General features: G+C 72.2%; 20 protein-coding genes. 11 read left to right on the forward strand and 9 right to left on the reverse strand.

The genetic code is table 11. From position 1 onward, the window contains the following. Positions 1 to 5 precede the first annotated feature (5 nt). The 5 genes from artA (DP107_RS05130) to DP107_RS05150 all read right to left on the reverse strand — a co-directional run bounded on the left by artA (DP107_RS05130) (position 6) and on the right by DP107_RS05150 (position 4,763). The gene (artA, locus tag DP107_RS05130) at positions 6 to 1,055 is read right to left on the reverse strand and encodes an archaeosortase A (protein ID WP_144261071.1); all 1,050 of its coding nucleotides are present in this window, start codon (positions 1,053 to 1,055) and stop codon (positions 6 to 8) included. A gap of 97 nt (positions 1,056 to 1,152) precedes the next feature. Continuing rightward, positions 1,153 to 2,112, reverse strand: coding sequence for an archaeosortase A (gene artA, locus DP107_RS05135; RefSeq protein WP_144261072.1), 960 nt, complete (start codon positions 2,110 to 2,112; stop codon positions 1,153 to 1,155). A gap of 55 nt (positions 2,113 to 2,167) precedes the next feature. Then, complete coding sequence (locus tag DP107_RS05140; RefSeq protein ID WP_144261073.1) at positions 2,168 to 3,676, reverse strand: HTTM domain-containing protein; 1,509 nt, start codon at positions 3,674 to 3,676, stop codon at positions 2,168 to 2,170. A 13-nt stretch (positions 3,677 to 3,689) separates the two neighbouring features. Beyond that, entirely contained in the window at positions 3,690 to 3,989 is a 300-nt protein-coding gene (locus DP107_RS05145) for a hypothetical protein (protein ID WP_144261074.1), read from the reverse strand. Between the two features lie 90 nt (positions 3,990 to 4,079). Continuing rightward, positions 4,080 to 4,763: a hypothetical protein gene (locus DP107_RS05150; protein ID WP_144261075.1), complete on the reverse strand. Its 684-nt coding sequence runs from the start codon at positions 4,761 to 4,763 to the stop codon at positions 4,080 to 4,082. Between the two features lie 119 nt (positions 4,764 to 4,882). On the opposite strand from DP107_RS05150, the gene DP107_RS05155 reads away from it, so the two are divergent. Continuing rightward, positions 4,883 to 6,118: a molybdopterin molybdotransferase MoeA gene (locus tag DP107_RS05155; RefSeq protein WP_144261076.1), complete on the forward strand. Its 1,236-nt coding sequence runs from the start codon at positions 4,883 to 4,885 to the stop codon at positions 6,116 to 6,118. Positions 6,119 to 6,191: 73 nt separating this feature from the next. Here DP107_RS05155 and lysS read toward each other — a convergent pair whose 3' ends face one another. Both lysS and pyrH read right to left on the reverse strand, forming a co-directional pair. After that, positions 6,192 to 7,931, reverse strand: coding sequence for a lysine--tRNA ligase (lysS, locus tag DP107_RS05160; protein WP_144261077.1), 1,740 nt, complete (start codon positions 7,929 to 7,931; stop codon positions 6,192 to 6,194). After that, positions 7,928 to 8,623 carry a UMP kinase gene (gene pyrH / locus DP107_RS05165; protein ID WP_144261078.1) on the reverse strand — a complete coding sequence of 232 codons (696 nt, stop codon included), beginning with the start codon at positions 8,621 to 8,623 and terminating at the stop codon, positions 7,928 to 7,930. The genes lysS and pyrH overlap by 4 nt, the downstream gene beginning before the upstream one ends. Positions 8,624 to 8,714: 91 nt before the next feature. Here pyrH and DP107_RS05170 point away from each other — a divergent pair, with 91 nt between their 5' ends. After that, complete coding sequence (locus DP107_RS05170; protein WP_144261079.1) at positions 8,715 to 9,506, forward strand: molybdopterin synthase; 792 nt, start codon at positions 8,715 to 8,717, stop codon at positions 9,504 to 9,506. A 302-nt stretch (positions 9,507 to 9,808) separates the two neighbouring features. Further along, the gene (locus tag DP107_RS05175) at positions 9,809 to 10,063 is read left to right on the forward strand and encodes a DUF7123 family protein (protein ID WP_144261080.1); all 255 of its coding nucleotides are present in this window, start codon (positions 9,809 to 9,811) and stop codon (positions 10,061 to 10,063) included. 278 nt (positions 10,064 to 10,341) lie between these two features. On the opposite strand, the gene DP107_RS05180 is transcribed toward DP107_RS05175, so the two are convergent. Both DP107_RS05180 and DP107_RS05185 read right to left on the reverse strand, forming a co-directional pair. Beyond that, positions 10,342 to 12,168 carry a GMC oxidoreductase gene (locus DP107_RS05180; protein WP_144261081.1) on the reverse strand — a complete coding sequence of 609 codons (1,827 nt, stop codon included), beginning with the start codon at positions 12,166 to 12,168 and terminating at the stop codon, positions 10,342 to 10,344. Further along, entirely contained in the window at positions 12,165 to 13,289 is a 1,125-nt protein-coding gene (locus tag DP107_RS05185) for a hypothetical protein (RefSeq protein WP_144261082.1), read from the reverse strand. The genes DP107_RS05180 and DP107_RS05185 overlap by 4 nt, the downstream gene beginning before the upstream one ends. Positions 13,290 to 13,479: 190 nt before the next feature. Between DP107_RS05185 and trpC the strand changes: the two genes are divergently transcribed. The 8 genes from trpC to DP107_RS05225 all read left to right on the forward strand — a co-directional run bounded on the left by trpC (position 13,480) and on the right by DP107_RS05225 (position 20,965). Then, positions 13,480 to 14,283 (forward strand): indole-3-glycerol phosphate synthase, encoded by an 804-nt coding sequence (gene trpC / locus DP107_RS05190; protein WP_144261083.1) that lies wholly within the window; start codon positions 13,480 to 13,482, stop codon positions 14,281 to 14,283. After that, positions 14,280 to 15,569, forward strand: a complete 1,290-nt coding sequence (gene trpB, locus DP107_RS05195; RefSeq protein WP_144261084.1) for a tryptophan synthase subunit beta — start codon at positions 14,280 to 14,282, stop codon at positions 15,567 to 15,569. Before trpC ends, trpB begins: the two co-directional genes overlap by 4 nt. Continuing rightward, entirely contained in the window at positions 15,566 to 16,420 is an 855-nt protein-coding gene (gene trpA / locus DP107_RS05200) for a tryptophan synthase subunit alpha (RefSeq protein ID WP_144261085.1), read from the forward strand. Before trpB ends, trpA begins: the two co-directional genes overlap by 4 nt. 195 nt (positions 16,421 to 16,615) lie before the next feature. After that, on the forward strand, positions 16,616 to 17,677 hold the full coding sequence (locus DP107_RS05205; protein WP_144261086.1) for a PAS domain-containing sensor histidine kinase: 1,062 nt from the start codon (positions 16,616 to 16,618) through the stop codon (positions 17,675 to 17,677). Positions 17,678 to 17,759: 82 nt separating this feature from the next. After that, positions 17,760 to 18,560 (forward strand): 2-amino-3,7-dideoxy-D-threo-hept-6-ulosonate synthase, encoded by an 801-nt coding sequence (locus DP107_RS05210; protein WP_144261087.1) that lies wholly within the window; start codon positions 17,760 to 17,762, stop codon positions 18,558 to 18,560. 204 nt (positions 18,561 to 18,764) lie between these two features. Then, complete coding sequence (locus DP107_RS05215) at positions 18,765 to 19,496, forward strand: histidine phosphatase family protein (RefSeq protein WP_144261088.1); 732 nt, start codon at positions 18,765 to 18,767, stop codon at positions 19,494 to 19,496. Positions 19,497 to 19,518: 22 nt separating this feature from the next. Further along, positions 19,519 to 20,178: a histidine phosphatase family protein gene (locus DP107_RS05220; RefSeq protein WP_144261089.1), complete on the forward strand. Its 660-nt coding sequence runs from the start codon at positions 19,519 to 19,521 to the stop codon at positions 20,176 to 20,178. A 145-nt stretch (positions 20,179 to 20,323) separates the two neighbouring features. After that, positions 20,324 to 20,965 carry a VOC family protein gene (locus tag DP107_RS05225; RefSeq protein WP_144261090.1) on the forward strand — a complete coding sequence of 214 codons (642 nt, stop codon included), beginning with the start codon at positions 20,324 to 20,326 and terminating at the stop codon, positions 20,963 to 20,965. The last annotated feature ends 8 nt before the right edge of the window (positions 20,966 to 20,973 follow it).

A 20,973-nucleotide genomic window follows, 5' to 3' on the forward strand; every position in this document is an offset into this window, starting at 1 on the left:
GGGAGTCAGTCGCCGCCGTCGGCATGCACCGCGGCCGGCTCCGGGTCGGGGTCGACGCCCTCGTCGAGCGCCGCGCCGAGGTCGTACTCGCTCCCGGTGAGGACGTAGAGCAGGTCCTCGACGACCGTCAGCACCTCCGGGAGCTCCCGGACTACGAGCCACGTGACGGCGACCAGCGCGAGGACGGACAGCGACTGGGCGAGTACGCGGTCCGCGAGGAAGTACGACACCATCCGCGGGTCGCTCGTCCCGAACAGGGCCATGACCTCCGGGACGAGGACCTGCAGCCGCTGCTGGCCGAAGGTCAGCCCGATGAAGACGTTGCGGACGAGGTTGAGCGCGTAGATGACCGGGACCGAGACGGTGAACGCGCGGAGTTTCCGACGGAGCGGGGCCCGGACGGCGGCGATCAGGCCGGCGAAGATGGCCATGCTCCCCAGCCCCGTACAGGCGAGCTGGATGGTGTAGGTGATGGGGTCGGTCCCCTCGCGGAGGAAGAAGAACGTGTTGCGGTAGTCGTAGTAGCCCGCGCCGTCGCGGAAGGCCCGGGCGCGGGCGCCGGACCAGTCGTACTGTGCGGCGATGCGGCCGGTCGCCTCCGTCCAGGTCAGGACGGTCGGGTCCTGGCCGAGCAGCGCCATCAGGAACTCCGTCTGCATCGTGACGGTCCTGATGAGCGGTCGCCGGAGGACCGCGAGCGCCTCGAACGGCATGAACACCACCCCCATGACGCCGACGGCCCGCGAGAGGACGAACAGCGAGTCCCGGCCCCGGTAGAGCAGGAGGCCGACGTACGCCGACAGCGGGACGGCCGCGAGACTGCCGACGCCCTCGATGAGCGACCTCTGCTCGAACGCGAAGTGATGGACCAGCGTGAGCCAGAACAGGGCGAACAGGAGCCATGCCGCGGCGAGGACGTAGCGTGCGGGCTCGCGGGCTCGGAGCTCCAGCAGGCTGCCGCCGACGAAGGCGCCCACGACGAGCCATGCGAGCGGGTCGGAGAGGGCACCAAGCGCGGCGAACGCGCCGAGCGCGGCCTCGACCGGTCCCGTCATCGCGCCCCTTTAGGAGAATCCGCCGCATAGCTCTTGTCGTGAGTCCGTGCCGTCGGACCGGACCGGACGACCCGACGCACGGGCACGCCCCCGGTCATCAGTCGTCGTCCCGGGCCGGACCGACCGGACCGGGGTCGGGGTCGGGGGTGGTCGGCTCCGTCTGGCCATCGTCGTCCAGGCCGAGCGTCTCCGCGACCTGGAACTCGCGATGGGTGAGCACGTACAGCGCGTCGTCGAGCACGGTCGCGAGTTCGGGCAGCACCCGGACGACGGGGTAGGTGATGAGCAGCAGGGCGGCGACGGAGGCCGACTGTGCGAGCACCTTGTCGGCGAGGTAGAAGGAGACGAGCCCCTCGTCCCCCGGCGGGATACCGAACAGCGCCGTCAGCTGTGGGACGGCGACCTGGAACCACTGCTTCCCGAAGGCGACCGCGATGAACGCGTTCCGGACCAGGTTCAGCACCCAGATGACCGGGACCGAGAGGGCGAGTGCGGCCAGCTTCCGGCGCAGCGGCGCCCGGACGGCGGCGATGACCCCGGCGAAGATGGCCATGCTCCCCAGGCCCGTGCAGGCGAGGATGATGAACGTCTCGTAGCGGTGGCCGCCGGTGGTGAAGACGAAGGTGTTCCGGAGCCCCTTGTCGCCGGCCGTGACCATGGGGTCGTAGCCGGCGAGGCGGATGAGGAAGTCGACCTGTGCCGTGGTGGTCTCGACGAGCGGGCCGTAGAGCCACGGGATGGTCGTCGCGGGGAGGTAGATGAGCCCCATCACGGCGACCCCGCGGGTGATGACGAGCAGCGACTCCCGCCCCCGGTAGAGCAGGTAGGCGGCCGAGAGCGACGCCGGCACGCCGAGCGCGCTGAGGACACCCTCGATGGCGCTCTTCTCGACGAGCAGGAACTGCGGGATGAGCGCGAGCCAGAAGACGGCGAACAGGACCCAGGCGCCGGCGGCGACGAAGCGTGCGGTCCGGCGGTCCCGCGCCTCGGCGAGGACGGCGGCGACGAACGCGGCGACGGCCAGCCACGCGAGCGGGTCGGCCGGTCCCTGCGGCATGTCCGAACCGTTGTCGTGCCCGGATATACCGCTTGTGGCTGGGGGCGCGGGGCGCTCACGCCCGGCAGCGGTAGGTCCCGAGGCCGACGCGCCGGGTCTCGGTCGGCCCGTCCAGCCGGACCGGCCGCTCGACGTAGGTCACGGAGACGTTCAGCGGCGTCGTCCCGTGACGGGCGGCCGTCCGCCGGCAGAGGTAGGCGCCGAACTCGTCGCGGAGCTCGGCCCCGCCGGGCCGGCGCAGGTCGAGCAGGTAGACCAGCCACCGGTGGGTCGGGAAGGTCGCGGCGGTGTCGGGCGGCGGGGCCCACGAGACCGCGCCGCCGTTCCAGGCGTCGACCCGCTCGCCGGACGGCAGCGTCGCCGGCGCGACGTACCAGCCGTCGACCCGGCGGGGCTCCGGCGCGAACATGTCCCAGCGGTACTCCCGGCTGACGTCCCGGACCTCCGCGGGTGCGGGCGCGGCGCCGACGGAGACGGCGTTCCAGGCCAGGACCGTCACGAGCAGTACGGCCGCGACGACGGCCGCGACGCGCCGCGCCGCCGTCCGCAGGTCGTCGCCGAGGCTCGGCTCGGGGCCACGCGGAAGCCGCGCCGCCAGCCCCCGGGCGGCCCGCCCGACACGGGTACGGCGCTCGGCCGGGACGACCGCCCGGACACGGCGCCCGGCGGCGTCCCAGACCACGGAGGGGAGGAAGGGCAACAGCGCCGCCATCGAGACGAAGGCGAACGGGCCGAGCCGCAGCGTGGGCGCCATCCCGAGGTGCCCGGCGCCGAGGGCCGCCGCGAGCAGCGCCCGCGGCCAGCCCCGCACGACGAGCAGGAGCGGCGACAGGACGAGCAGTCCGAGCCAGACGTGACCCAGCGCCGAGAGGAGCGGGCCCTGTCCGGCGAGCACGCCGCCCAGCCACAGGGTCAGATGGTCGATGCCGAAGACGTACCGGACGGCCGTCCCGTCCAGCCATGCGCCGCCGCGGAGCTTGATGACCGCGTTGACGACGTAGAGGATGACGACCTGGACGAGCAGGGCGGCCGTCGCGACGCCGGCGACGCTCCCCGCCCCTCGGCTCCCGTCCGCACCGTCCTCGCCGACCCGGCCGACCGCGTCGACCGACCAGACGCCACCGAGCGGGAGGAAGAGGCCCCAGAACAGCAGCCGGCGGAGCAGCGAGTCGCCGGCGTTCAACAGCAGCGGGTTGCGTGCGTGCAGTGAGACCAGCAGTAGCCACGAGACGACGGCCGCGAGCCGGGTCCGGTAGCCGGCGGCGAGCGCGAGCGCGGCGACGGCGGCGAGGCCGAACAGGGCGACCTGGAGCGCGAACCCGCCCGAGAGCGCGTGCAGCGAGAGATCCGCCAGCGGGCCGTACGTCTCCCGGAGCGCCGTCCGTGGCAGGACGCCGCGGTCCGTGTAGTGGGCACCGAGCGCCCGCGCGCGGAGCGCGAGGTCCGCGACGAGCAGCAGGCCGAGCGCGACCCGGAGCGCCGCCAGCGCCCGCCGGTCGACGGCGACGCGTCCGACCAGTGCGCCGGGAGCGCGGGCCGGGCGGCTCGGGTCACGGTCGCTCATGGGCCCGGCCCGCTCACCTGTCCTGCCACCACGCCAGCTCCCGGGCACGGTGGCGCGAGTTGTACGCCTCCAGCCCCTCCCCGAGCACGCCGCGCAGGTTCAGGTCGTCGTACAGCGTCGAATGGGTGTAGTCGAGGAAGGCGATGGGGGCGACCAGTTCCCCGTCCCGGCGGGTGACGCTGGCGACCGCGGTGTAGTTGTGCCGGTGACGCGGGTCGAACGCGATGACGCTGGCGACCGGCGGGGACTGCGCCAGCACGGAGGGGGCGTGGAACGCCTCGATGGAGCGGTGCGTGAGCTCCTGGCAGAACATCCCGTCGGTGCGGCCCTCGACGAGCGCCTCGAAGGAGGTGTCAGACCGGAGGTACTTGCGGATCTCGACCGTGTCGAGGAGGACGTTGAACTAGATGGCGCCGGCGACGTACCGCGGCACGTCGTAGTAGGTCGTCTCCCGGAACGCCCCGGCCAGCGCGTAGGCGGTCGCGACGGGGTCGGTCGGGTCCGCGCCGGTGAACGCGGCCACCGTCTCCGGGTCGCCGTCGGTGTAGCCTGCCCGGAGGAGTCCCGTGGCGACCGGGCGCGGGGTCCCCTCGGCGACCGTCCCGCGGAACGCGTCGAACTCGACCGGCTCCCACCGCACGTCGCCACGACGGAGGGCCAGTACGTCCGCGACCGCGGTCTCGACGGTATCGGGGTCGACGGCGACCGCGGCGGCCGCCTCCCGGGCCAGCGCGGGCGTCGTCCCCGTGAGCGGGAGTCGCCGGACGCCGTCACCCCGGACGGACAGCCGGTCGCCGCCGCGGTCGATGCGGAGCCGGCCGCCCGGGACCGGCGCCTCCCGGGGGAGCTCCAGGAACGGCTCGGAGGCGATGTCGCCGATGGACTGCTGGGTGAGGTTCGTCCCGGAGACGACGCCGTAGCCGAGCACGACGTTGTTGCCGGCGACCGCGGTGCCGACACCGGCCGTCGCGGCGCCCGCCCGCTTGAGCCAGGCGCGTCGGCCCAACCGCCCGTCGGCCGCCGGGTGCCAGGACTCGTCGGCGGCGCGGTCGCGTGTCAGTCGGCGGAGCGCGGCCCGACGGTTCACGCCGCGGCGTCGGCTCGGCGGGGACAAGTATCTTGCCCGGTCGTCCTCCGCCAGCCCCCCGGCTGGCCACGACCGCTGCGACCCACCCGTTTTTGCGCCACGCGCCCCTCGGGGCTGGTATGAGCGACCTGCACGAGCACGGGTTCAAGAAGGTCACCAGGGTCGAGGCCGCCCGCGAGCGGCTCCGGGGGGCCGTGACGGCCCACTCCCGGACGGACACGCTCGACCTGTCCGTCGCCGAGGGGCGCGCGCTGGCCGAGCCGGTCGATGCCCGGCACGCGGTGCCGGACTACCACCGAGCCGCGATGGACGGCTTCGCCGTCCGCGCCGGTGACACCGTCGGTGCGAGCGACCGGGCCCCCGAAATCCTCCGCGAGGTCGGCACCGACGGGGAGCCGGCCGAGGCGTCCGTCGGCCCGGGCGAAGCCACCCGTGTCCACACCGGCAGCGCGCTGCCCGACGGCGCCGACGCGGTCGTGATGGTCGAGCATACCGACCGCTTCGCCGGCGAGGTGGAGGTGTTCGACGCGGTCGCCGAGGGGGAGAACGTCGCGCCGCCGGGTGAGGACGTCGAACAGGGCCAGCGGCTCTACGACGCCGGCCATCAGCTCCGACCCTCCGATATGGGTCTGCTGAAGTCCTGTGGCGTCCGCCGGGTCCGGGCCTACGAGCGCCCGACCGTCGGCGTCATCCCCACCGGCGAGGAGGTCGTCGAGCGCGACCCCGGCCCGGGCGAGGTGGTCGAGACGAACGGGCTCACGATCTCGCGCTACGTCGAGCGCTGGGGCGGCGCCGCGAAATACCGGAACGTCGTCACCGACGACGAGGAGGCGCTCCGGGCCGCCGTCGAGCGCGACCTCACGAAGGACCTGATCGTCACCACCGGCGGCTCCTCCGTCGGCGAGCGCGACCTCATCCCGGGCGTCGTCGACCGCCTGGGCGAGGTGCTGGTCCACGGCGTGGCGCTGAAACCCGGCCACCCCTTCGGCTTCGGGGTCGTCCGGGACACCCCGGTCCTGATGCTCCCCGGCTATCCGGTCGCCTGCATCGTCAACGCCGTCCAGTTCCTCCGCCCCGCCATCAAGTGGGCCGGTAACCTGCCGCTGCACGACCACCCGACCCGGGAGGCGACGCTGACGCGGAAGGTCCCCAGCGAACCCGGAACCCGGACCTTCGCGCGGGTCACGGTCGAACGGGGCGAGGACGGACTGGAAGCGACGCCGACGCGCGCCTCGGGGTCGGGCGTGTTGTCGTCCGTGGCGCTCGCCGATGGCTGGGTCGTCGTGCCCGAACGGACGGAGGGCTACGCTGAGGGTGACGCCGTTTCCGTCGAGGACTGGGAGTATTACGCGTAGCTCTACTTTTCGAGCCGAACGGTTCGGATAGTCGGATTATCGGGGCAGCCGCCGACCGACCGAACGGAGCCCGCTACCCTTCCAGCCGCAGCCGTCGGACGACGAACGCGCTGTCGAGCGCAGCGAGGAAGGGCCCCAGCCGCGGGCCCTGGTCCTCGTCGAGGAACAGCCGGTAGCCGGCGGTGAAGAAGTCCCCCACGTCGACGCCGTGGTCGCGGGCGGTCCCGTAGATGGCTTCCTGAAGCGCCTCGTCGTCGGGGTCGTCGGCCTCGATGCGGTCCGCGAGGTCCGCGAGCGCGGCGGTGGTGTCGTCGTCGAACTCCACCGCGGGGAGGGTCTCGGCGAGCCGGTAGTTGTACGCGTTGTCCGTCCGGACGGCCCAGTTCCGGGCGAGCGGGACGCGGTCGAGCGCGTCCGCGACGGCCCACTCGGGCGTCCCCTCGGGGATGTGCCCGGAGCGGCGGGCCATCGTCTCCCGGAGGTCGGTGTCGTCGGTCATCCCGAGGACGGCAGCGAAGGTGTAGGCGATACGAACCCGTTCCGGGCGGACCGCGTCGACGACGAAGGGGTAGACGCGTGCGGCGCGTTCGCGCTCCGTCTCGGGGGCCTCGACCTCGCCGAGGATGACCTGCTCGAAGCGGTCGAACTCGTCGACGAGCTGGTCCAGCGTCGTGATGTCGAAGTCCCGGGCGCGCTTGGGATCCTTCGCGAAGAAGAAGTGGACGACCTCGCGTTCCAGCAGGTCCAGTACCTCGCCCGCGAGGACGACGTTGCCGGCGGAGGAGGAGAACGGCTCCCCGTTGAGGGTGAACCACTCGTACACCATCGGGACGGGCGGGCGGTCGCCGAAGACGGCGCGGGCGATGTGGTCGCCGGAGGGCCAGGAGCCCTCGGCGTGGTCCTTCCCGAACGGCTCGAAGTCGACGCCGAGGACGCGCCACTGTGCCGGCCACTCGAACCGCCAGGGGAGCTTCCCCTCACGGAACGTCGCGGTCCCCTCGTGGCCACAGCCCCCGATGGTGGTGTCGCCGGCCTCCATCTCCGTACAGCGGTAGTCGACGGTGCCCGCCTCGAGGTCGATCCCGGTGACCGTCTCGGTCACCGTCCCGCACTCCGCACAGATGGGGTTGAACGGGACGTAGTCGGCGTCGACCTTGTTCTGGTAGTTCGCCAGCACCTCGCGGGCCCGGTCCGCGTTCGCGAGGACGTGCCGCGTGGCGTCCTCCAGCCGGCCGGACTCGTACAGTTCGGTGTTGGAGACGATTTCGATGTCGACACCCAGCTGCTCGGCCGAGCGCCGGATGAGCTCCGAGAAGTGGTCGCCGTAGGAGTCACAACAGCCGAAGGGGTCCGGGATCGCCGTGTACGGTTTGCCGAGGTTCCGGCCGAGCGCGCCCGCGTCCTCGACCTCGCCGAGGCCGACCACGTTCCCGTCGAGGTCGGCCAGCTTCCGGGGGACCTTCCGCAGCGGGTCGCGGTCGTCCGTGGTGAAGACCTGCCGGACCTCGTGGCCCCGCTCGCGGAGCACCTCGGCGACGAAGTAGCCCCGCATCACCTCGTTCATGTTGCCCAGGTGGGGGACGCCGGACGGGGAGATGCCGCCCTTCACCACGATGGGGTCGTCGGGGTCGCGCTCGCCCGCCTCCTCCGCGGCCTCCACCCGGGCCTCGACGGCGTCGGCGGCGGCGTCCGCCCAGAACGCGTGCTGGCGGTCGCTCTCGGCGAGGGTGTGCGGCGAGCGCGCCTCGAACGCGTCGGCATCGAGCGGGACGTCGACGGTACCCGATGGCGCCGGGCCCGGCTCCTCGCTCACGCCTCGCCCACCCCGTCGGGGACGACCTCGGTGCCCTCGAACTCGCCGTTCCGGACCGCCCGTCGGACCCGCTCGGGGTCCGCCCCGTCGAGGACGAGCGTCCGGATGCCGGAGCGCTGGACCAGCTTGGCCGCGAGCAGGTCGATGGGGGCGTTCGAGCCGGCCGAGCCGAGCGAGCCGCTCGCCGCGACGAGCTCGACGAGGTCCGCGGCGGGGAGCCGGTCGTACCGCTCCGCGTCCGGGGATTCGTTGGGGTCGGCGTCGAACACGCCCGGAACCGACGTGGCGTACACCAGCAGATCGGCTTCGACGTACTCCGCGAGCGCGGCCGCGACGGCGTCGGTGGTCTGTCCCGGGACGACCCCGCCCATCACGACCAGCCCGTCCCGGCGGAGCGACTCCGCGGCGGCGTCGTACGCCTCGGGCGGTTTGACCGGCCCGTCCATCGCCGCGCCCAGGAGGCGGGCGTTGAGCCGGGTGACCCCGATGCCGAGCTGGTCCAGTTCGATCTCGTTCCCACCCAGCTCGCGGGCGGCGTCGATATACTCCCGTGCGACCCGCCCGCCGCCGACGACCGCGGCCACCTCGTGGTCCGCCGCGAGCGTCCCCAGCACGTCGCCGTATGCGGCGACCCGACCGGGTTCGAGGTCCGGGGCGAGGACGCTCCCGCCGACGGAGACGACTAGCTTCATACCCCGTCTGTACCCCCGGCTCGTCGGTTAACCTTCCGCTTACGCTCGACCGTCCGAGGGATACAAGCCGCCAGCCGTCCTGCCAACGGCCATGCAGACCGTTGCCATCTGTGGTCCCGGCGCGGACGCCCTGACCGCCCGCCTCGTGGCGGCGCTCCCGGGGCGCGTCGGCGTCGTCCGACAGGTCGCCGAGGACGGGGGGCCGGCCAGCGCATCCCGTCCGGCGAGCGCCGACACGACCTACCGCCTCGACGCCGACCGGTGGCACGCGACCGGGGACGACCCCTCGCTGCGCGACGCCATCGAGCGGCTCGCGCCGGACCACGACCACGCGCTCGCGGTGGAGTTCACTGGGGCCGACCTCCCGACGGTCGCCGTGGGTGGCGCCGACCCGCCCGGAACGGTCGTCGCCGAGGTGGCCGACGCCGACGCCCCGGTAGATGACCTCGTGGCCACCATCGAGGACGTGGAACCGTTCGAGACGGTCGAGTCGCTCGTCGCCGAGGTGAAGCGTGCCCCCGACGCCCACCGGTCGGGCGCCATCGCCACGTTCACCGGCCGGGTCCGCGCGCAGGACGACCCCGACGACGACCGGACCCAGTATCTGGAGTTCGAGAAGTACGAGGCCGTCGCCGCCGACCGGATGCGGACCATCGAGACGGAGCTGGCCGAGCGGGAGGGGGTCTTCGAGGTCCGCCTCCACCACCGGACCGGCGTCATCCCCGACGGCGAGGACATCGTCTTCGTGGTGGTGCTCGCCGGCCACCGCGAGGAGGCGTTCCGGACGGTCGAGGACGGCATCAACCGGCTGAAGGACGAGGTCCCCATCTTCAAGAAGGAGGTCACCGAGGCGGAGACCTTCTGGGTCCACGAGCGCGAGTGACCCGGTCGCGGGCGCGGCGAGCTGACGGGCCGCAGGGGTTCCGGCCGGTGCGCGTGCCATCGAACGCGGCCCGGTTCCACGCCGAGCCCGGCCCAAGAGGCGGCGCGACCCGACTGTAATGGTCGATAATTAGGATTCGGAAACGAAAGACTCAGAACGCTCGATAAAAGTTCTAACCGTCTCTCGAAATCTCGTGAAAGATGCCCTTCTCGCCGATTAAGCGACGAAACGAGCCGAAGCCACGGCAAGCGACATCGCTTTATATGATAGTCCGGCTGCAGTGTCGGGACGAGGTGTCAGAGATGAGCGCAACCACGCAGTCACCCTCCGACGATGCCGAGACCGAGAGCAAGTACGAGCGCCTCCAGGCGTACCTCAGCGAGCGCGCCCAGGACGGCGAACTCTACTTCAAGAGCAAGTTCATCGCGGACGAGGTCGGCCTCTCCGCGAAGGAGATCGGCGCGCTGATGGTGCAGCTCCGCGACTCCGCGGCCGACCTCGAGATCGAGAAGTGGTCGTACACGAGCGCGACCACGTGGCGCGTGGAACCCGCGTGACCGACGCCTCGTAACCTCCCTACCCACGGAGCCCCACCGCCAACACGACCCGCCCGACTGGTCCCCACCTCGGGTCCCCGCGGTTCCGCGTCATCCGCCGATGATCCCCTTGCGAACGAGAAACTCCGTCAGTAACCGTCATCAGCGCATCGAACGGGCGATCATACTGGTACAGCCCGGAGACGGGCCACCCCGGGTTCGGAGTGCCTGCCACGAACGCCCACACGAGGATCACTGCGGTCGAACGTCGGCGGGGGTTCGCCGGCGCGGGCCGGCGGTCAGCCGCCGAAGTAGCGGTCCGCGATCCGGTCGCCGGTGCGCATCGCGAGCGCCTGTCCGGTGTTGGTCGGGTTCGGGCCGCCGAGTCCGTTCGGGAGCACGGAGTGGTCGGCGATGAACAGCCGGTCGACGTCGTAGGCCTCGCAGGCCTCGTCGGCGACGAAGCCCATCCGCATCGTCGAGTGGATGTGGATGGCGCTCGGGCCGGCGTCGAGCCGGTGAACGTGGACGTGGTCCTCGAGCCGCTCGCCGGGGTCGCTGTACACCGACTCCGGCACGGCGGCCTTCAGGATGCTCGCGCACCGCTCGGCGAGCGCCTCGCGCTTTGCCTCGTCCCCGTCGCTGGGTGCGTACGTCACCTGCGGGACGTGACCGTGCTCGTCGGCGTAGCCAGACAGCTCCACCCGGTTGCGCCTCTGGGGGGTGTCGTCGGTCATGATCTGGAGCGAGAGCATCCGGTCGTAGCCGGCCATGAACCGCTTCAGCTCCGCGCCGACGATGCGGCCCTGACTGTCCCAGGTGGCCGCTCCGGGGGCCTCGTACCCCTCGGGAATGACGTCCTCGGTGAACGTTCGCCGGGACCCGGCCATCGACGAGAGTGCCGTCGTCCCGGGGGCGCCGCCGAACGTCTGGACCCCGCCCTTGCCGGGCCAGTCGAAGCGGGCGGCGATCTGCTCGCCGGCCCAGGGCTGGACGGTCTCCTGGCCGAGCGCGGCCCGGAGCGCCTCCTCGCTGAACAGGCCCGCAACGACGTCGCCGTAGTGGAGAGTGAGCCCCCGGCCGACCCAGTCGTTGCGCGGGAGCGGCGAGTTGAGCCACAGCCGCGGCGACTCGATGGCGCCCGCCGCCAGCACCACCGCGTCGGCCTCCACGACCCGCGATTCGCCGCTCCACGTGTCCCGGAACCGGACCCCGCGTGCCTCGACGCTCCCGGGCCCGGGTTCGGTCAGTATCTCCGTGACGAAGGCGTTCGGCCGGATGGCGACCTCGCCGGTCTCCAGCGCGTCGGGGACGACCCCGATGGCGCTCGACTTCTTCGCCTTGTCGGCGTAGTCGGCGCCTCGTGGATGCGGGTTGCCGGGGATCTCCGTCCCGACCAGCGTGTGCCCGTCGACGCTGTCGGCGCCGTAGTCGCCGGTTCGCCCGCCGCTGTTCGCCCGCAGTGCCTCGTCGGGCCGGGTGATCGCGTTGGGCTGTGGGCGGTAGCCCTCGGCCTCCACGTCACGGCCCTCCAGCAGGTCGAACCCGGCCCGGGCGGCGCCCTGGTAGTAGAGCTCCTCCTTCGGCGTCGTCGGCGCCGGCGAGACGTTCAACTGGTCCTCGACCGTCCGGTAGTAGGACCGCTCGGAGCCCCGTGGCCCCTTCTCGGCGAGATCCTCGTAGTCGATGAGCCAGCCCTCGCCCCCAGCCGCGAGCCCACGCTCGTCGAACGCACTCGGGTAGGCCCGTGGGTGACAGCCCGTGTAGTGCAGCGTCGTGCCGCCGACGCCCGCGATCTGGATGATGAGGCCGTCCTGGGGCTGCTCGCGGAACCAGACCGGCCGTTCGACGTCGGCCGGCCCCCAGGTGAGCTTCTCGATCATCTCCAGCTCCCGGGTGCTGAACTGGTCGTCCAGCAACTCGCCGTCGAGGTCCGCCGGGTCGGCGGAGTAGCGCTGGCCGTCCGCCGGCTCCTCTGTCGGGTGCTCCCACTTCGTGTTGCCGTACCAGGGGCCCGCCTCCAGTACGAGGGTCGTCACGCCGCGCTCGCCGAGCCGCTGTGCGCAGGCGGGACCGTCCCCGCCGGCACCGATGACGACGACATCCGGGTCGTCGAACGTGCTCACGGGCGACCACCCCCGTCGAGCCACTCCCCGAATCCGGGGGGCAGGTCGCCGCCCGCGTCGCTCGCATCGCCGCCGGAGCCCTCGGCACCGGGTTCGTCGTCCGCGGGTCCGTCCCCGCCACCTCCCGCCCCCGAGCCGGGGGCGCGGCCCGGCCCCCGACCCGGGCGTCCGTTCCCGTTGCGCCGCCCGTAGCCGGTCGCCGCGTACGACTCGTCCAGCTCGTAGCCCAGCAGGGCGTCGTAGCCCGCGTCGATGCCCGGATAGCCGGACTGCCTCCACCCGAGCAGCGCGTCCTGTCCGCCCCCGAGGTCGACCCCGTCGCCGGGATCGAACGTGTTGTGCTCGGCGGGCTCGAACGCCCGCTCGCTGGGCGGCGCGTCGAGGAAGTCGTCGTAGCCGTCGAGGTCGCTGTAGTGGACGAGCGCGGGGAAGGCGACGGTCAGCGCCACGACGAAGCCGCCGTTCTTGCCGCCGTTGTCCTCGATGTCCTTCAGCGCCCGGAAGCGGTCCGTCCGGGCGAGGCTGGCGAACGGCCCGCCGGCCGGCCCGAACCGTCCGGGCTCCGGACGGTCCTCGTTGCCGTTGCGGCCCAGCAGCTCCGCCGCCGCCGAGTCTAGGATGGCGGCGACGGCCTCGGAGAGGTTCGCCGTCTCGCCCGTGTTCGACAGCCGCGGGACGGCCGTCTCCGGCGAGATGAAGTCGTTGATGAACCGGACCCCCTGCACGGCGAGGTCGGTGGTCAGCCCACCGTACCGCTGCACCCGGTCGTCGTCGGTGAGTCGCTCCCCGCTCAGTTTGTCCGTGAGCTCCGGCGTCGGCGGGATGACCGCGTCCACCACGGCCCGGAACGTCGCCACGGTGTGCGGGTCCGGGTCGCTGTCCGAGCCCGGGAGCTCCGCCTCGTCGACCTCCGAGAACGTGTCCTCGACCGCCTCCAGCACCCGACCCGGGGTCGTGGTCCCGACGCCGACCCCCATGCCGGCCATCCCTCGGAGCACGCCACGCCGGCTCCGCGAGGCGTGTACATGGCGGTCCCCGCGCCCCTCGGCCGCTTCCGGCGGGCGGCCGTCCTGTTCGTCCCTCGTCCCCTCGGGTCCATCGTCCGCGTGTCGTCCGATCATGCTCGGTCCTCGCACCCGTCGGGTCGCTCCACCATCGCCGCCCGACGGCCTGCTCGTGCAGCCACTACGTTGATGCGCCGGTAACGGCTGTCGCCGTCTATGTCGGGACCTACTTGTCCGACCGGACGACCGGGCCCGTCGTCCGGCGGTCGCAACCCTTATGCACAGATGCGACCGTCAGTGTACAGTAATGGATACCACAGAGTCGGAGTTGGCCCCCGCCGTGCGCTCCATCCTGTCGGCGGCCCGGGAGCGGTCAGGCGGCGACGAGCGGGTCGCGGTCGACCCCCGGTCGCTGCCCGCGGCGTTCGCGGCGGCCGAGGCCGACGACCGCGTGCCGGTCATCGCGGAGGTCAAACCGACCTCCCCCACCACCGACGGGGAACGCGACGAGGACCCCGTCGCGCTGGCCACGGCGATGGTCGAGGGGGGCGCGGCGGCGCTGTCGGTACTGACCGAGCCCGAGCACTTCGGCGGGTCGACCGACGCCCTCGAACGGATCCGCGAGGCGGTCGACGTGCCGGTGCTCCGGAAGGACTTCCTGCTCCACGAGGCCCAGTTCGACGCCGTCGCGGCCGACGTGGTCCTGCTCATCGCCCGCTTCCTCGGCACCGACCTCGAACCGATGGTGCAGGCGGCGCGGGAGCGGGGGTTCCAGGTTCTCGTCGAGGTCCATGACGTTGCGGAGCTAGAGCGGGCGCTCGCGGCCGGCGCGGACGTCGTCGGCGTGAACAACCGCGACCTCGCGGCCCTCGAGGTCGACCTCGGCACCTTCGAGCGGGTCGCCGACTCGCTGCCGACGGCCGAGCGCGGGAGCGTCACGCTGATTGCGGAGAGCGGCATCAGTACGAACGAGGCGGTCGCGCGGATGCGACGGGCCGGGGCCGACGCCCTGCTCATCGGGTCGGCCATCATGGACGGCCCGGTCCGCGCGAACACCGAGCGACTGACGACGCCCGCGGCGGGCAGCGACACAGAGGACACCGACTCATGAGCGAACAACAGCAACGACGCGACGGGAAGTTCGGGGACTACGGCGGCCAGTACGTCCCGGAGGCACTCATGCCGGCCATCGAGGAGTTGACCGACGCCTACGAGCGGTACGTCCTCGGGAACGAGGACGGCTTCATGGACGAGTTCCGGCGCCGCATCCGGGACTTCGGCGGCCGCCCCACGCCGATGGGCCGTGCGGACCAGCTCAGCGAGCGCTACGGGACGGAGGTGTACCTCAAGCGCGAGGACCTGCTCCACGGCGGCGCCCACAAGCTCAACAACGCCCTCGGCCAGTGTCTGCTGGCGAAGTACATGGGCAAGGAACGCATCGTCGCCGAGACCGGTGCCGGCCAGCACGGCACCGCGACGGCGATGGCCGCCGCCCATCTGGACATGCCCTGCGAGATCTACATGGGCCGGCGCGACATCAACCGCCAGCGCCCCAACGTGTTCCGGATGCGAATCAACGGCGCCGAGGTCACCCCCGTCGAGGTCGGCCGCGGGACGCTGAAGGAGGCCATCAACGAGACGATGCGGGACTGGGCCACGACGGTGGAGACCACCCACTACATCATCGGCTCCATCGTCGGCCCGCACCCGTTCCCGTCGATGGTGCGTGACTTCCACCGGCCCATCAGCGCCGAGACCAAGCGCCAGTCCCGGGAGGCGTTCGGCCGGCTGCCGGACGCGGTCGTCGCCTGTGCGGGTGGCGGCTCCAACACGATGGGCATCTTCTCGGAGTTCGTCGACCCCCGGGACAGCGACCCCGAGGGCGTCGACGATGTCGACCTCTACGCGGTCGAGGCCGGCGGCTCCACCCTCGACGTGGACGAGGAACGCGGCGTCGCGCCGAATTCGGCGTCACTGTCGACCGGTACCGAGGGCGTCCTCCACGGCGCCCGGACGAAGGTGCTGCAGGACACGGACGGCCAGATCATGGAATCACATTCGGTCTCGTCGGGGCTGGACTACGCCGGCGTCGGCCCGGAGCTGGCGAACCTGGTCGAGGAAGGTCGGGTCGACGCGGTCAACGTCGATGACGACGCCGCGCTGGCGGCGTTCCACCGGCTCTCCCAGACGGAGGGCATCATCCCGGCGCTGGAGACCGCCCACGCGGTCGCCTACCTGGAGCAGCACGACGACCCGAGCGAACTGGGCGAGTACGTCGTCATCAACGTCTCCGGGCGCGGCGACAAGGACCTCGCGGCGGCCATGGAGGAGACCGCCGGCCGCGACCTGCCCAACGCCCCCGAGATGGACGTGTTCGACGGGGAGGGGCTTCGATGAGCGGCGGAACCGGCGAGAGCCGCATCCCGGCGGCGTTCGAGAGCGAGCCCGCGTTCGTCCCGTACCTGGCGGCGGGCGACCCGACCTTCGAGGCCTCGCTGGCGTACGTCGAGGCGCTGGAGCGGGCCGGCGCCGACGTCATCGAACTCGGACTACCCTTCTCGGAACCCATCGCGGAGGGACCGACCATCCAGCAGGCCGTCGTCCGGTCGCTGGACGGCGGGATGACCGTCGAGCGCTACTTCGAGTTCGTCGCCGCGCTCGACGTGGACGTCCCGCTGGTCTGTATGACCTACTACAACCTCATCTACCAGTACGGTGACGAGGAGGGACCGGAGCCGTTCGTCGAGCGCGCCGCCGCCGAGGGCATCGACGGGTTCGTCGTCCCGGACCTGCCCGCCGAGGAGGCCGGCCCGCTGCGTGCGGCCTGCGACGCGCACGGGCGCGATCTCGTGTCCATCGTCGCCCCGACGACCCGCGACGACCGGCTCCAGCGGCTGGTCGACCTCTCCTCGGGGTACCTCTACGTCCAGGCCCGGCTGGGCGTGACCGGGGCCCGGGCGAGCGTCTCCGACCGAACCACCGAATCGCTGGCCCGCGTCGCCGAGACCGGGACCGACCTCCCTCGCGCCGTCGGCTTCGGCATCTCCTCCTTCGAGCAGGCCCGCGACGTCATCGCCGCCGGCGCGGACGGCGCCATCGTCGGGAGCGCGCTGGTCGACATCGTCGCCGAGGGCCACGCCGAGGACCGACCTCCCGAGGAGACGGCCGCCGAACTGGAGGCGCTCGGCCGGGAACTGAAAGAGGGCGCGCTCGCGGCCGCCGAACCCGAGGCGTCGCAGGCGGACTGACTCGGGCAAAGCGCCGCCCGACGCCGTCCCCCACTGGCCGGTCCCGACAGCCCGAAGCCGGTACCATACGGTAATACGGGATGGATACCTACGAACATCCATGCATGGCGCCACGAGAACACTGGATATTCGGTAAAGTGTCCTATAGGACATTGGTTGCAAGGTACTTACGTCCCAGTGCGATACGGACGAGTGATGAAGACCGACGACGACAGCGGGCCCTCGGGGGACCCTTCGGCGGACCGGTTCCGACTGCTGTTCGAGACGCTTCAGGACGGCATCGTCGACTTCGAGTTCGAGGCCGGGGAGCCGGTCATCAGGACGGTCAACGACGCCTTCTGTGACCTGTTCGGCGTCGAGCGTGCCGCCGTCGAGGGGACACCACTGAACGACCTCATCGTGCCCGGCGACCGGGCCCACCGGAGCGACCGGTTCGACCGTCGGACGGCCGCGGGCAAGTCCAACCGGGCGATCGTGGAGCGCCGGACCGAGGGCGGGGTCCGGACACTGCTCTACCGGGGGGTCCCGTACCGGGACGGTGACCGGGGGTTCGCCGTCTACACCGACCTGACCGACGAGATCAGGCAGGAGCGGGAGCTCGCCGTCCTCAACCGTGTCGTCCGCAACGACCTCTCCGAGGAGGTCGACCGCCTGATCGAGCTGGCCGACACGCTCGCCGCCGACGTGGACGACGCCGACGCGGCGGCGACCGTCCGACGGATGCGGGCGAGCGCGCTGACGCTCGAACGCCTCGGGGAGGAGGCCCGGGACATCGAGCGGGTGCTCGACGCCGACCCGACGCTCGACTCGACGGCCGTCGACGAGGCCGTCGAGTCGGCGCTGGCGGGCCTCCGGGCGGCCGAGGTGGCCGACGTGACGGTCGAGCTGGGCGAGCTTCCGCCGGTCGCCTCCGGCGGGCATCTGGACCGGGCCATCGCCGCGCTGGTCGACAACGCTGTCCGACACGTCGACCGGGCGGCCCCACCGGTCCGGATCACCGCCTCGGACCGGGGGGACACGGTCAGCATCAGCGTGGCCGACGCGGGTCCAGGGCTCCCGGAGCGGGAGCAGCGGCTCCTGACCGGCGTGGTCGACCCGACGCCGCTCGACCACGGCAGCGGACTCGGCCTCTGGCTGGTCCGGTGGATCGTCACGGCCGCCGGAGGGGACATCGACTGCGCCGAGCGCGCGGCGGGCGGGACCGAGATAACCCTCGAACTCCCCGTTGCGTCGGGAGCGGACTCCCGGTCGGGGTGACTCGTTCGAGGTGCCGTCGTGGGTGCGCGCAACGTCATCCCCGACCGGAACGCCCTTGGTCGTACCTGCCACACCACGCCCCATGGATGCAGGCACAGGGAAGGCGGCCCGCCTGGCGCGTATCGGCACGGACGGCCGGTACGTCGTCGTGCCGATGGACCACGGCATCACCATCGGCGCGGTCGCCGGCCTGAAGGACATCGAGAGCACCATCGCGGCCATCACACGCGGCGGCGCCGACGCCGTCCTCACGCAGAGGGGGGTCGCCCCGCGGGTCCATCCCAACAAGAACGGCGCGGGCTACATCGCCCACCTCAACGGCTCGACCGCCGTGGGTCCCGACGCGAACGACAAACGGACCACCGGCACCGTGACCGACGCCATCCGGGCCGGCGCCGACGCCGTCTCCTTCCACATCAACGTCGGCTCGGACCACGAACCCGGGCAGATCGAGGAGCTCGGGCGGCTGACCAGCGAGGCCCACGAGTACGGCCTCCCCGTGCTGGCGATGACGTACGCCCGTGGGCCCGGCGTCGACGAGTCCGACCCGGAGGCGCTGGGTCACGCCGTCCGGCTGGGCGAGGAGCTGGGCGCCGACGTGGTGAAGACCGCCTACTCCGGCGACAGCGAGTCGTTCGAGCACGTCTGCGAGTCGACGCGGCTGCCGGTCGTCATCGCCGGCGGCGAGCCGGACGGCGACCGCGAGACCCTCGCTGCCGTCCGGGGCGCCATGGACGCCGGCGCCGCGGGCGTCTCGATGGGGCGGACCGTCTTCCAGCACGACGACCCCGAGGCGATGACGCGGGCCGTCCACCTGGTCGTCCACGAGGACGCGACGCCGGGGGAGGCGCTCCGGGAGTCCGGCCTCGCCGTCGAGGCATAACGGCGATACTGCGGTCTTATTTCCAGAGCGGTCGTAGTTATGGCATAAACGTTCGAGTGAGTCCTTTCTGAGTGACGAAACCCGGAAACGCCCCGCCGCGCTCCCCCGCGAATCGATACGGACCACCCCTCTCGACGCGGCCCGGACCGGGGCCGCTCGCCTTCGGCGCCACCCTCATACGGTCCGCAATCGTATAGGTCAGCAGTGACGACGGTACTCCTCCTGCGGCACGGAGAGACGACCTGGAACCGCGAGGGACGGATGCAGGGCTGGGCGCCGACGCCGCTGACCGACCGGGGTCGCGAGCAGGCCCGGCGGGCGGGCACGGCAATCGCGGCGGCGTACGATGTGGACCGGGTCGTGGCGTCGGACCTGCGCCGGACACGCGAGACGACCGCCGAGTTGCTCGGCACGCTCGACGTCGAGCCGACGTTCGACCGCCGGTGGCGCGAGCGCTCGTTCGGCGAGCTCCAGGGGCTCACCGTCGAGGAGGTGTTCGAGGGCCACCCGGAGTACTCGCTGCTGCACGCCGGGGTCGCGGGCGCCCAGGCGACGCCCCCCTGCGGGGAATCGCTCATCGACACGCGGGAGCGCGTCGTCGACGGCTGGGAGGCGCTGGTGGCCGAGGCGGCACCCGACGAGACAGTGCTGGTCGTGACCCACGGCGGGCCGCTGTTCCTCCTGCTCGCCTACGTCCGCGGCCAGGACTTCGAGACGGCCATGGCGGAGGGGTGGCCGGAGAACACCGGCCTCGCCGAGTTCTACGTCCGCCGGACCGAGGACGGCGTCACCGTCGACGTGCGCCGTGACGGGGAGCCGCTGCACGAGCCGGTCGCCGACCACGACGACACCCACCCCGCCGGCCGGGAGGAGGGGACGGCGGCGGTCACCGAACGGGTGGCCGACGGTGACGGGGTCGACCCGGAAAGCGAATAGGCACCCCTCACGAAGCCGGGCCATGACCACGGTCGTCGTCGTCCGGCACGGGGAGACCGACTGGAACAGCGAGGGCCGGATGCAGGGGTGGGCGCCGGTGCCGCTGAACGAGCTCGGCCGCGAGCAGGCGGTCGCCGCCGGCGAGTGGCTGGCCGGCCGCTACGACGTCGACCGGGCGGTCTGTTCGGACCTGCTGCGGACCCGCGAGACCGCGGCCCGGCTCTGCGAGCCGCTCGGGCTGGTCCCCGATGGCGACCGCGTCGCCTACCGCCGGGCCTGGCGCGAGCGCGACCTCGGCATCTACCAGGGGCTCACCTACGCCGACATGTACGACCGGTTCCCGGAGTTCGGCCTGGGCGAGGCCGCCGTCGAGGCCGCGACCGAGACCCCGGAGGGCGGCGAGTCGCTGCTTGACCTCCGCGACCGCGTGCTCGACGGCTGGGCGGACCTGCTGGCGGAGGTCGGCGACGAGGCAACCGTCCTCGTCGTCACCCACGGCGGCCCCATCCACTTCCTGCTCGGCCACGTGAAGGGGCTGGGCGTGCGCGACGCCTTCCTCGAGCACTCGATGGCCAACTGCGGCGTGACGGTGCTGGAGCACCCCTCCGGGGCGCCCGCGGCGGCGACCGCCGACCCGGCCACGGTGGTCCGGGAGAACGCGACGGAGTGGGCGGACGGATAACGGCCCGAAGCGCCGCTCTGCCGAACTGTAGTGGGTACATGTCGCAAACGCACCGATTCGTTCTGATACGTCCGTCCCCTCGGAACCCGGTCGAGCGCGACCGCTCCCGCGAGCGCTTATGAGACCCGCCCGCGTACGACCGCAGATGAGCGACGCCGCGGACGAGGGCGCCGGCACGGCGGACGACCCCGAAGTCACCGCCGACCTGCCCGATGCGCCCATCCACACGACCGGCACCGACCACATCACTATCTGGGGCTCGAACGAGGCCGACACCCTGGCCTTCTACCGTGACCTGCTGGGGATGCCGCTCGTCCTCCGGCAGCCGAACCTCGACGACCCCTCGCAGACGCACCTGTTCTTCGATACCGGCGACGGGCGCATCCTGACGGTCTTCGTCGGCGACCGGCCCTCCAACCAGGGCGGCCAGCGCAGCGCCGTCGGCGCCGTCCACCACCTCTGCTTCTCGCTCGACCCCGGGCGCTACGAGACCGTTATGGACGCGCTGGACGAGGCCGGCAAGCGCTACAACGTGTTCGATCGGGGGGCCTTCCACTCGTTGTACACCACGGACAACAACGGCCTCGTCATCGAGCTCTCGGCGGACAAGTACGACATCCCGGACGACCGCCGCGGCGAGGTACTGGCGACGGCCCAGCGCCTCCGCGTCGCGGACGGCGCCGACTACGCGAAGGACGAACATCTCGCGGCGGCCATCGAGGAACTCGGGCTGGAGGTGACGGAGTACGACCTGCCCGAAGCCGCCACGGGGACCGGCGTGGAGTAGCGGGCGTC

The sequence above is a fragment of the Haloglomus irregulare genome, from assembly GCF_007421925.1.
GTDB lineage: Archaea > Halobacteriota > Halobacteria > Halobacteriales > Haloarculaceae > Haloglomus > Haloglomus irregulare.

What these genes read in the sequence shown, in the direction of transcription:
- artA (WP_144261071.1), bottom strand. Translation starts at nt 1,055, where the DNA reads ATGACGGGACCGGTCGAGGCCGCGCTCGGCGCGTTCGCCGCGCTTGGT.
- artA (WP_144261072.1), bottom strand. Translation starts at nt 2,112, where the DNA reads ATGCCGCAGGGACCGGCCGACCCGCTCGCGTGGCTGGCCGTCGCCGCG.
- DP107_RS05140 (WP_144261073.1), bottom strand. Translation starts at nt 3,676, where the DNA reads ATGAGCGACCGTGACCCGAGCCGCCCGGCCCGCGCTCCCGGCGCACTG.
- DP107_RS05145 (WP_144261074.1), bottom strand. Translation starts at nt 3,989, where the DNA reads ATGTTCTGCCAGGAGCTCACGCACCGCTCCATCGAGGCGTTCCACGCC.
- DP107_RS05155 (WP_144261076.1), top strand. Translation starts at nt 4,883, where the DNA reads ATGAGCGACCTGCACGAGCACGGGTTCAAGAAGGTCACCAGGGTCGAG.
- pyrH (WP_144261078.1), bottom strand. Translation starts at nt 8,623, where the DNA reads ATGAAGCTAGTCGTCTCCGTCGGCGGGAGCGTCCTCGCCCCGGACCTC.
- DP107_RS05170 (WP_144261079.1), top strand. Translation starts at nt 8,715, where the DNA reads ATGCAGACCGTTGCCATCTGTGGTCCCGGCGCGGACGCCCTGACCGCC.
- DP107_RS05175 (WP_144261080.1), top strand. Translation starts at nt 9,809, where the DNA reads ATGAGCGCAACCACGCAGTCACCCTCCGACGATGCCGAGACCGAGAGC.
- DP107_RS05185 (WP_144261082.1), bottom strand. Translation starts at nt 13,289, where the DNA reads ATGATCGGACGACACGCGGACGATGGACCCGAGGGGACGAGGGACGAA.
- trpC (WP_144261083.1), top strand. Translation starts at nt 13,480, where the DNA reads ATGGATACCACAGAGTCGGAGTTGGCCCCCGCCGTGCGCTCCATCCTG.
- trpB (WP_144261084.1), top strand. Translation starts at nt 14,280, where the DNA reads ATGAGCGAACAACAGCAACGACGCGACGGGAAGTTCGGGGACTACGGC.
- trpA (WP_144261085.1), top strand. Translation starts at nt 15,566, where the DNA reads ATGAGCGGCGGAACCGGCGAGAGCCGCATCCCGGCGGCGTTCGAGAGC.
- DP107_RS05205 (WP_144261086.1), top strand. Translation starts at nt 16,616, where the DNA reads ATGAAGACCGACGACGACAGCGGGCCCTCGGGGGACCCTTCGGCGGAC.
- DP107_RS05210 (WP_144261087.1), top strand. Translation starts at nt 17,760, where the DNA reads ATGGATGCAGGCACAGGGAAGGCGGCCCGCCTGGCGCGTATCGGCACG.
- DP107_RS05220 (WP_144261089.1), top strand. Translation starts at nt 19,519, where the DNA reads ATGACCACGGTCGTCGTCGTCCGGCACGGGGAGACCGACTGGAACAGC.
- DP107_RS05225 (WP_144261090.1), top strand. Translation starts at nt 20,324, where the DNA reads ATGAGCGACGCCGCGGACGAGGGCGCCGGCACGGCGGACGACCCCGAA.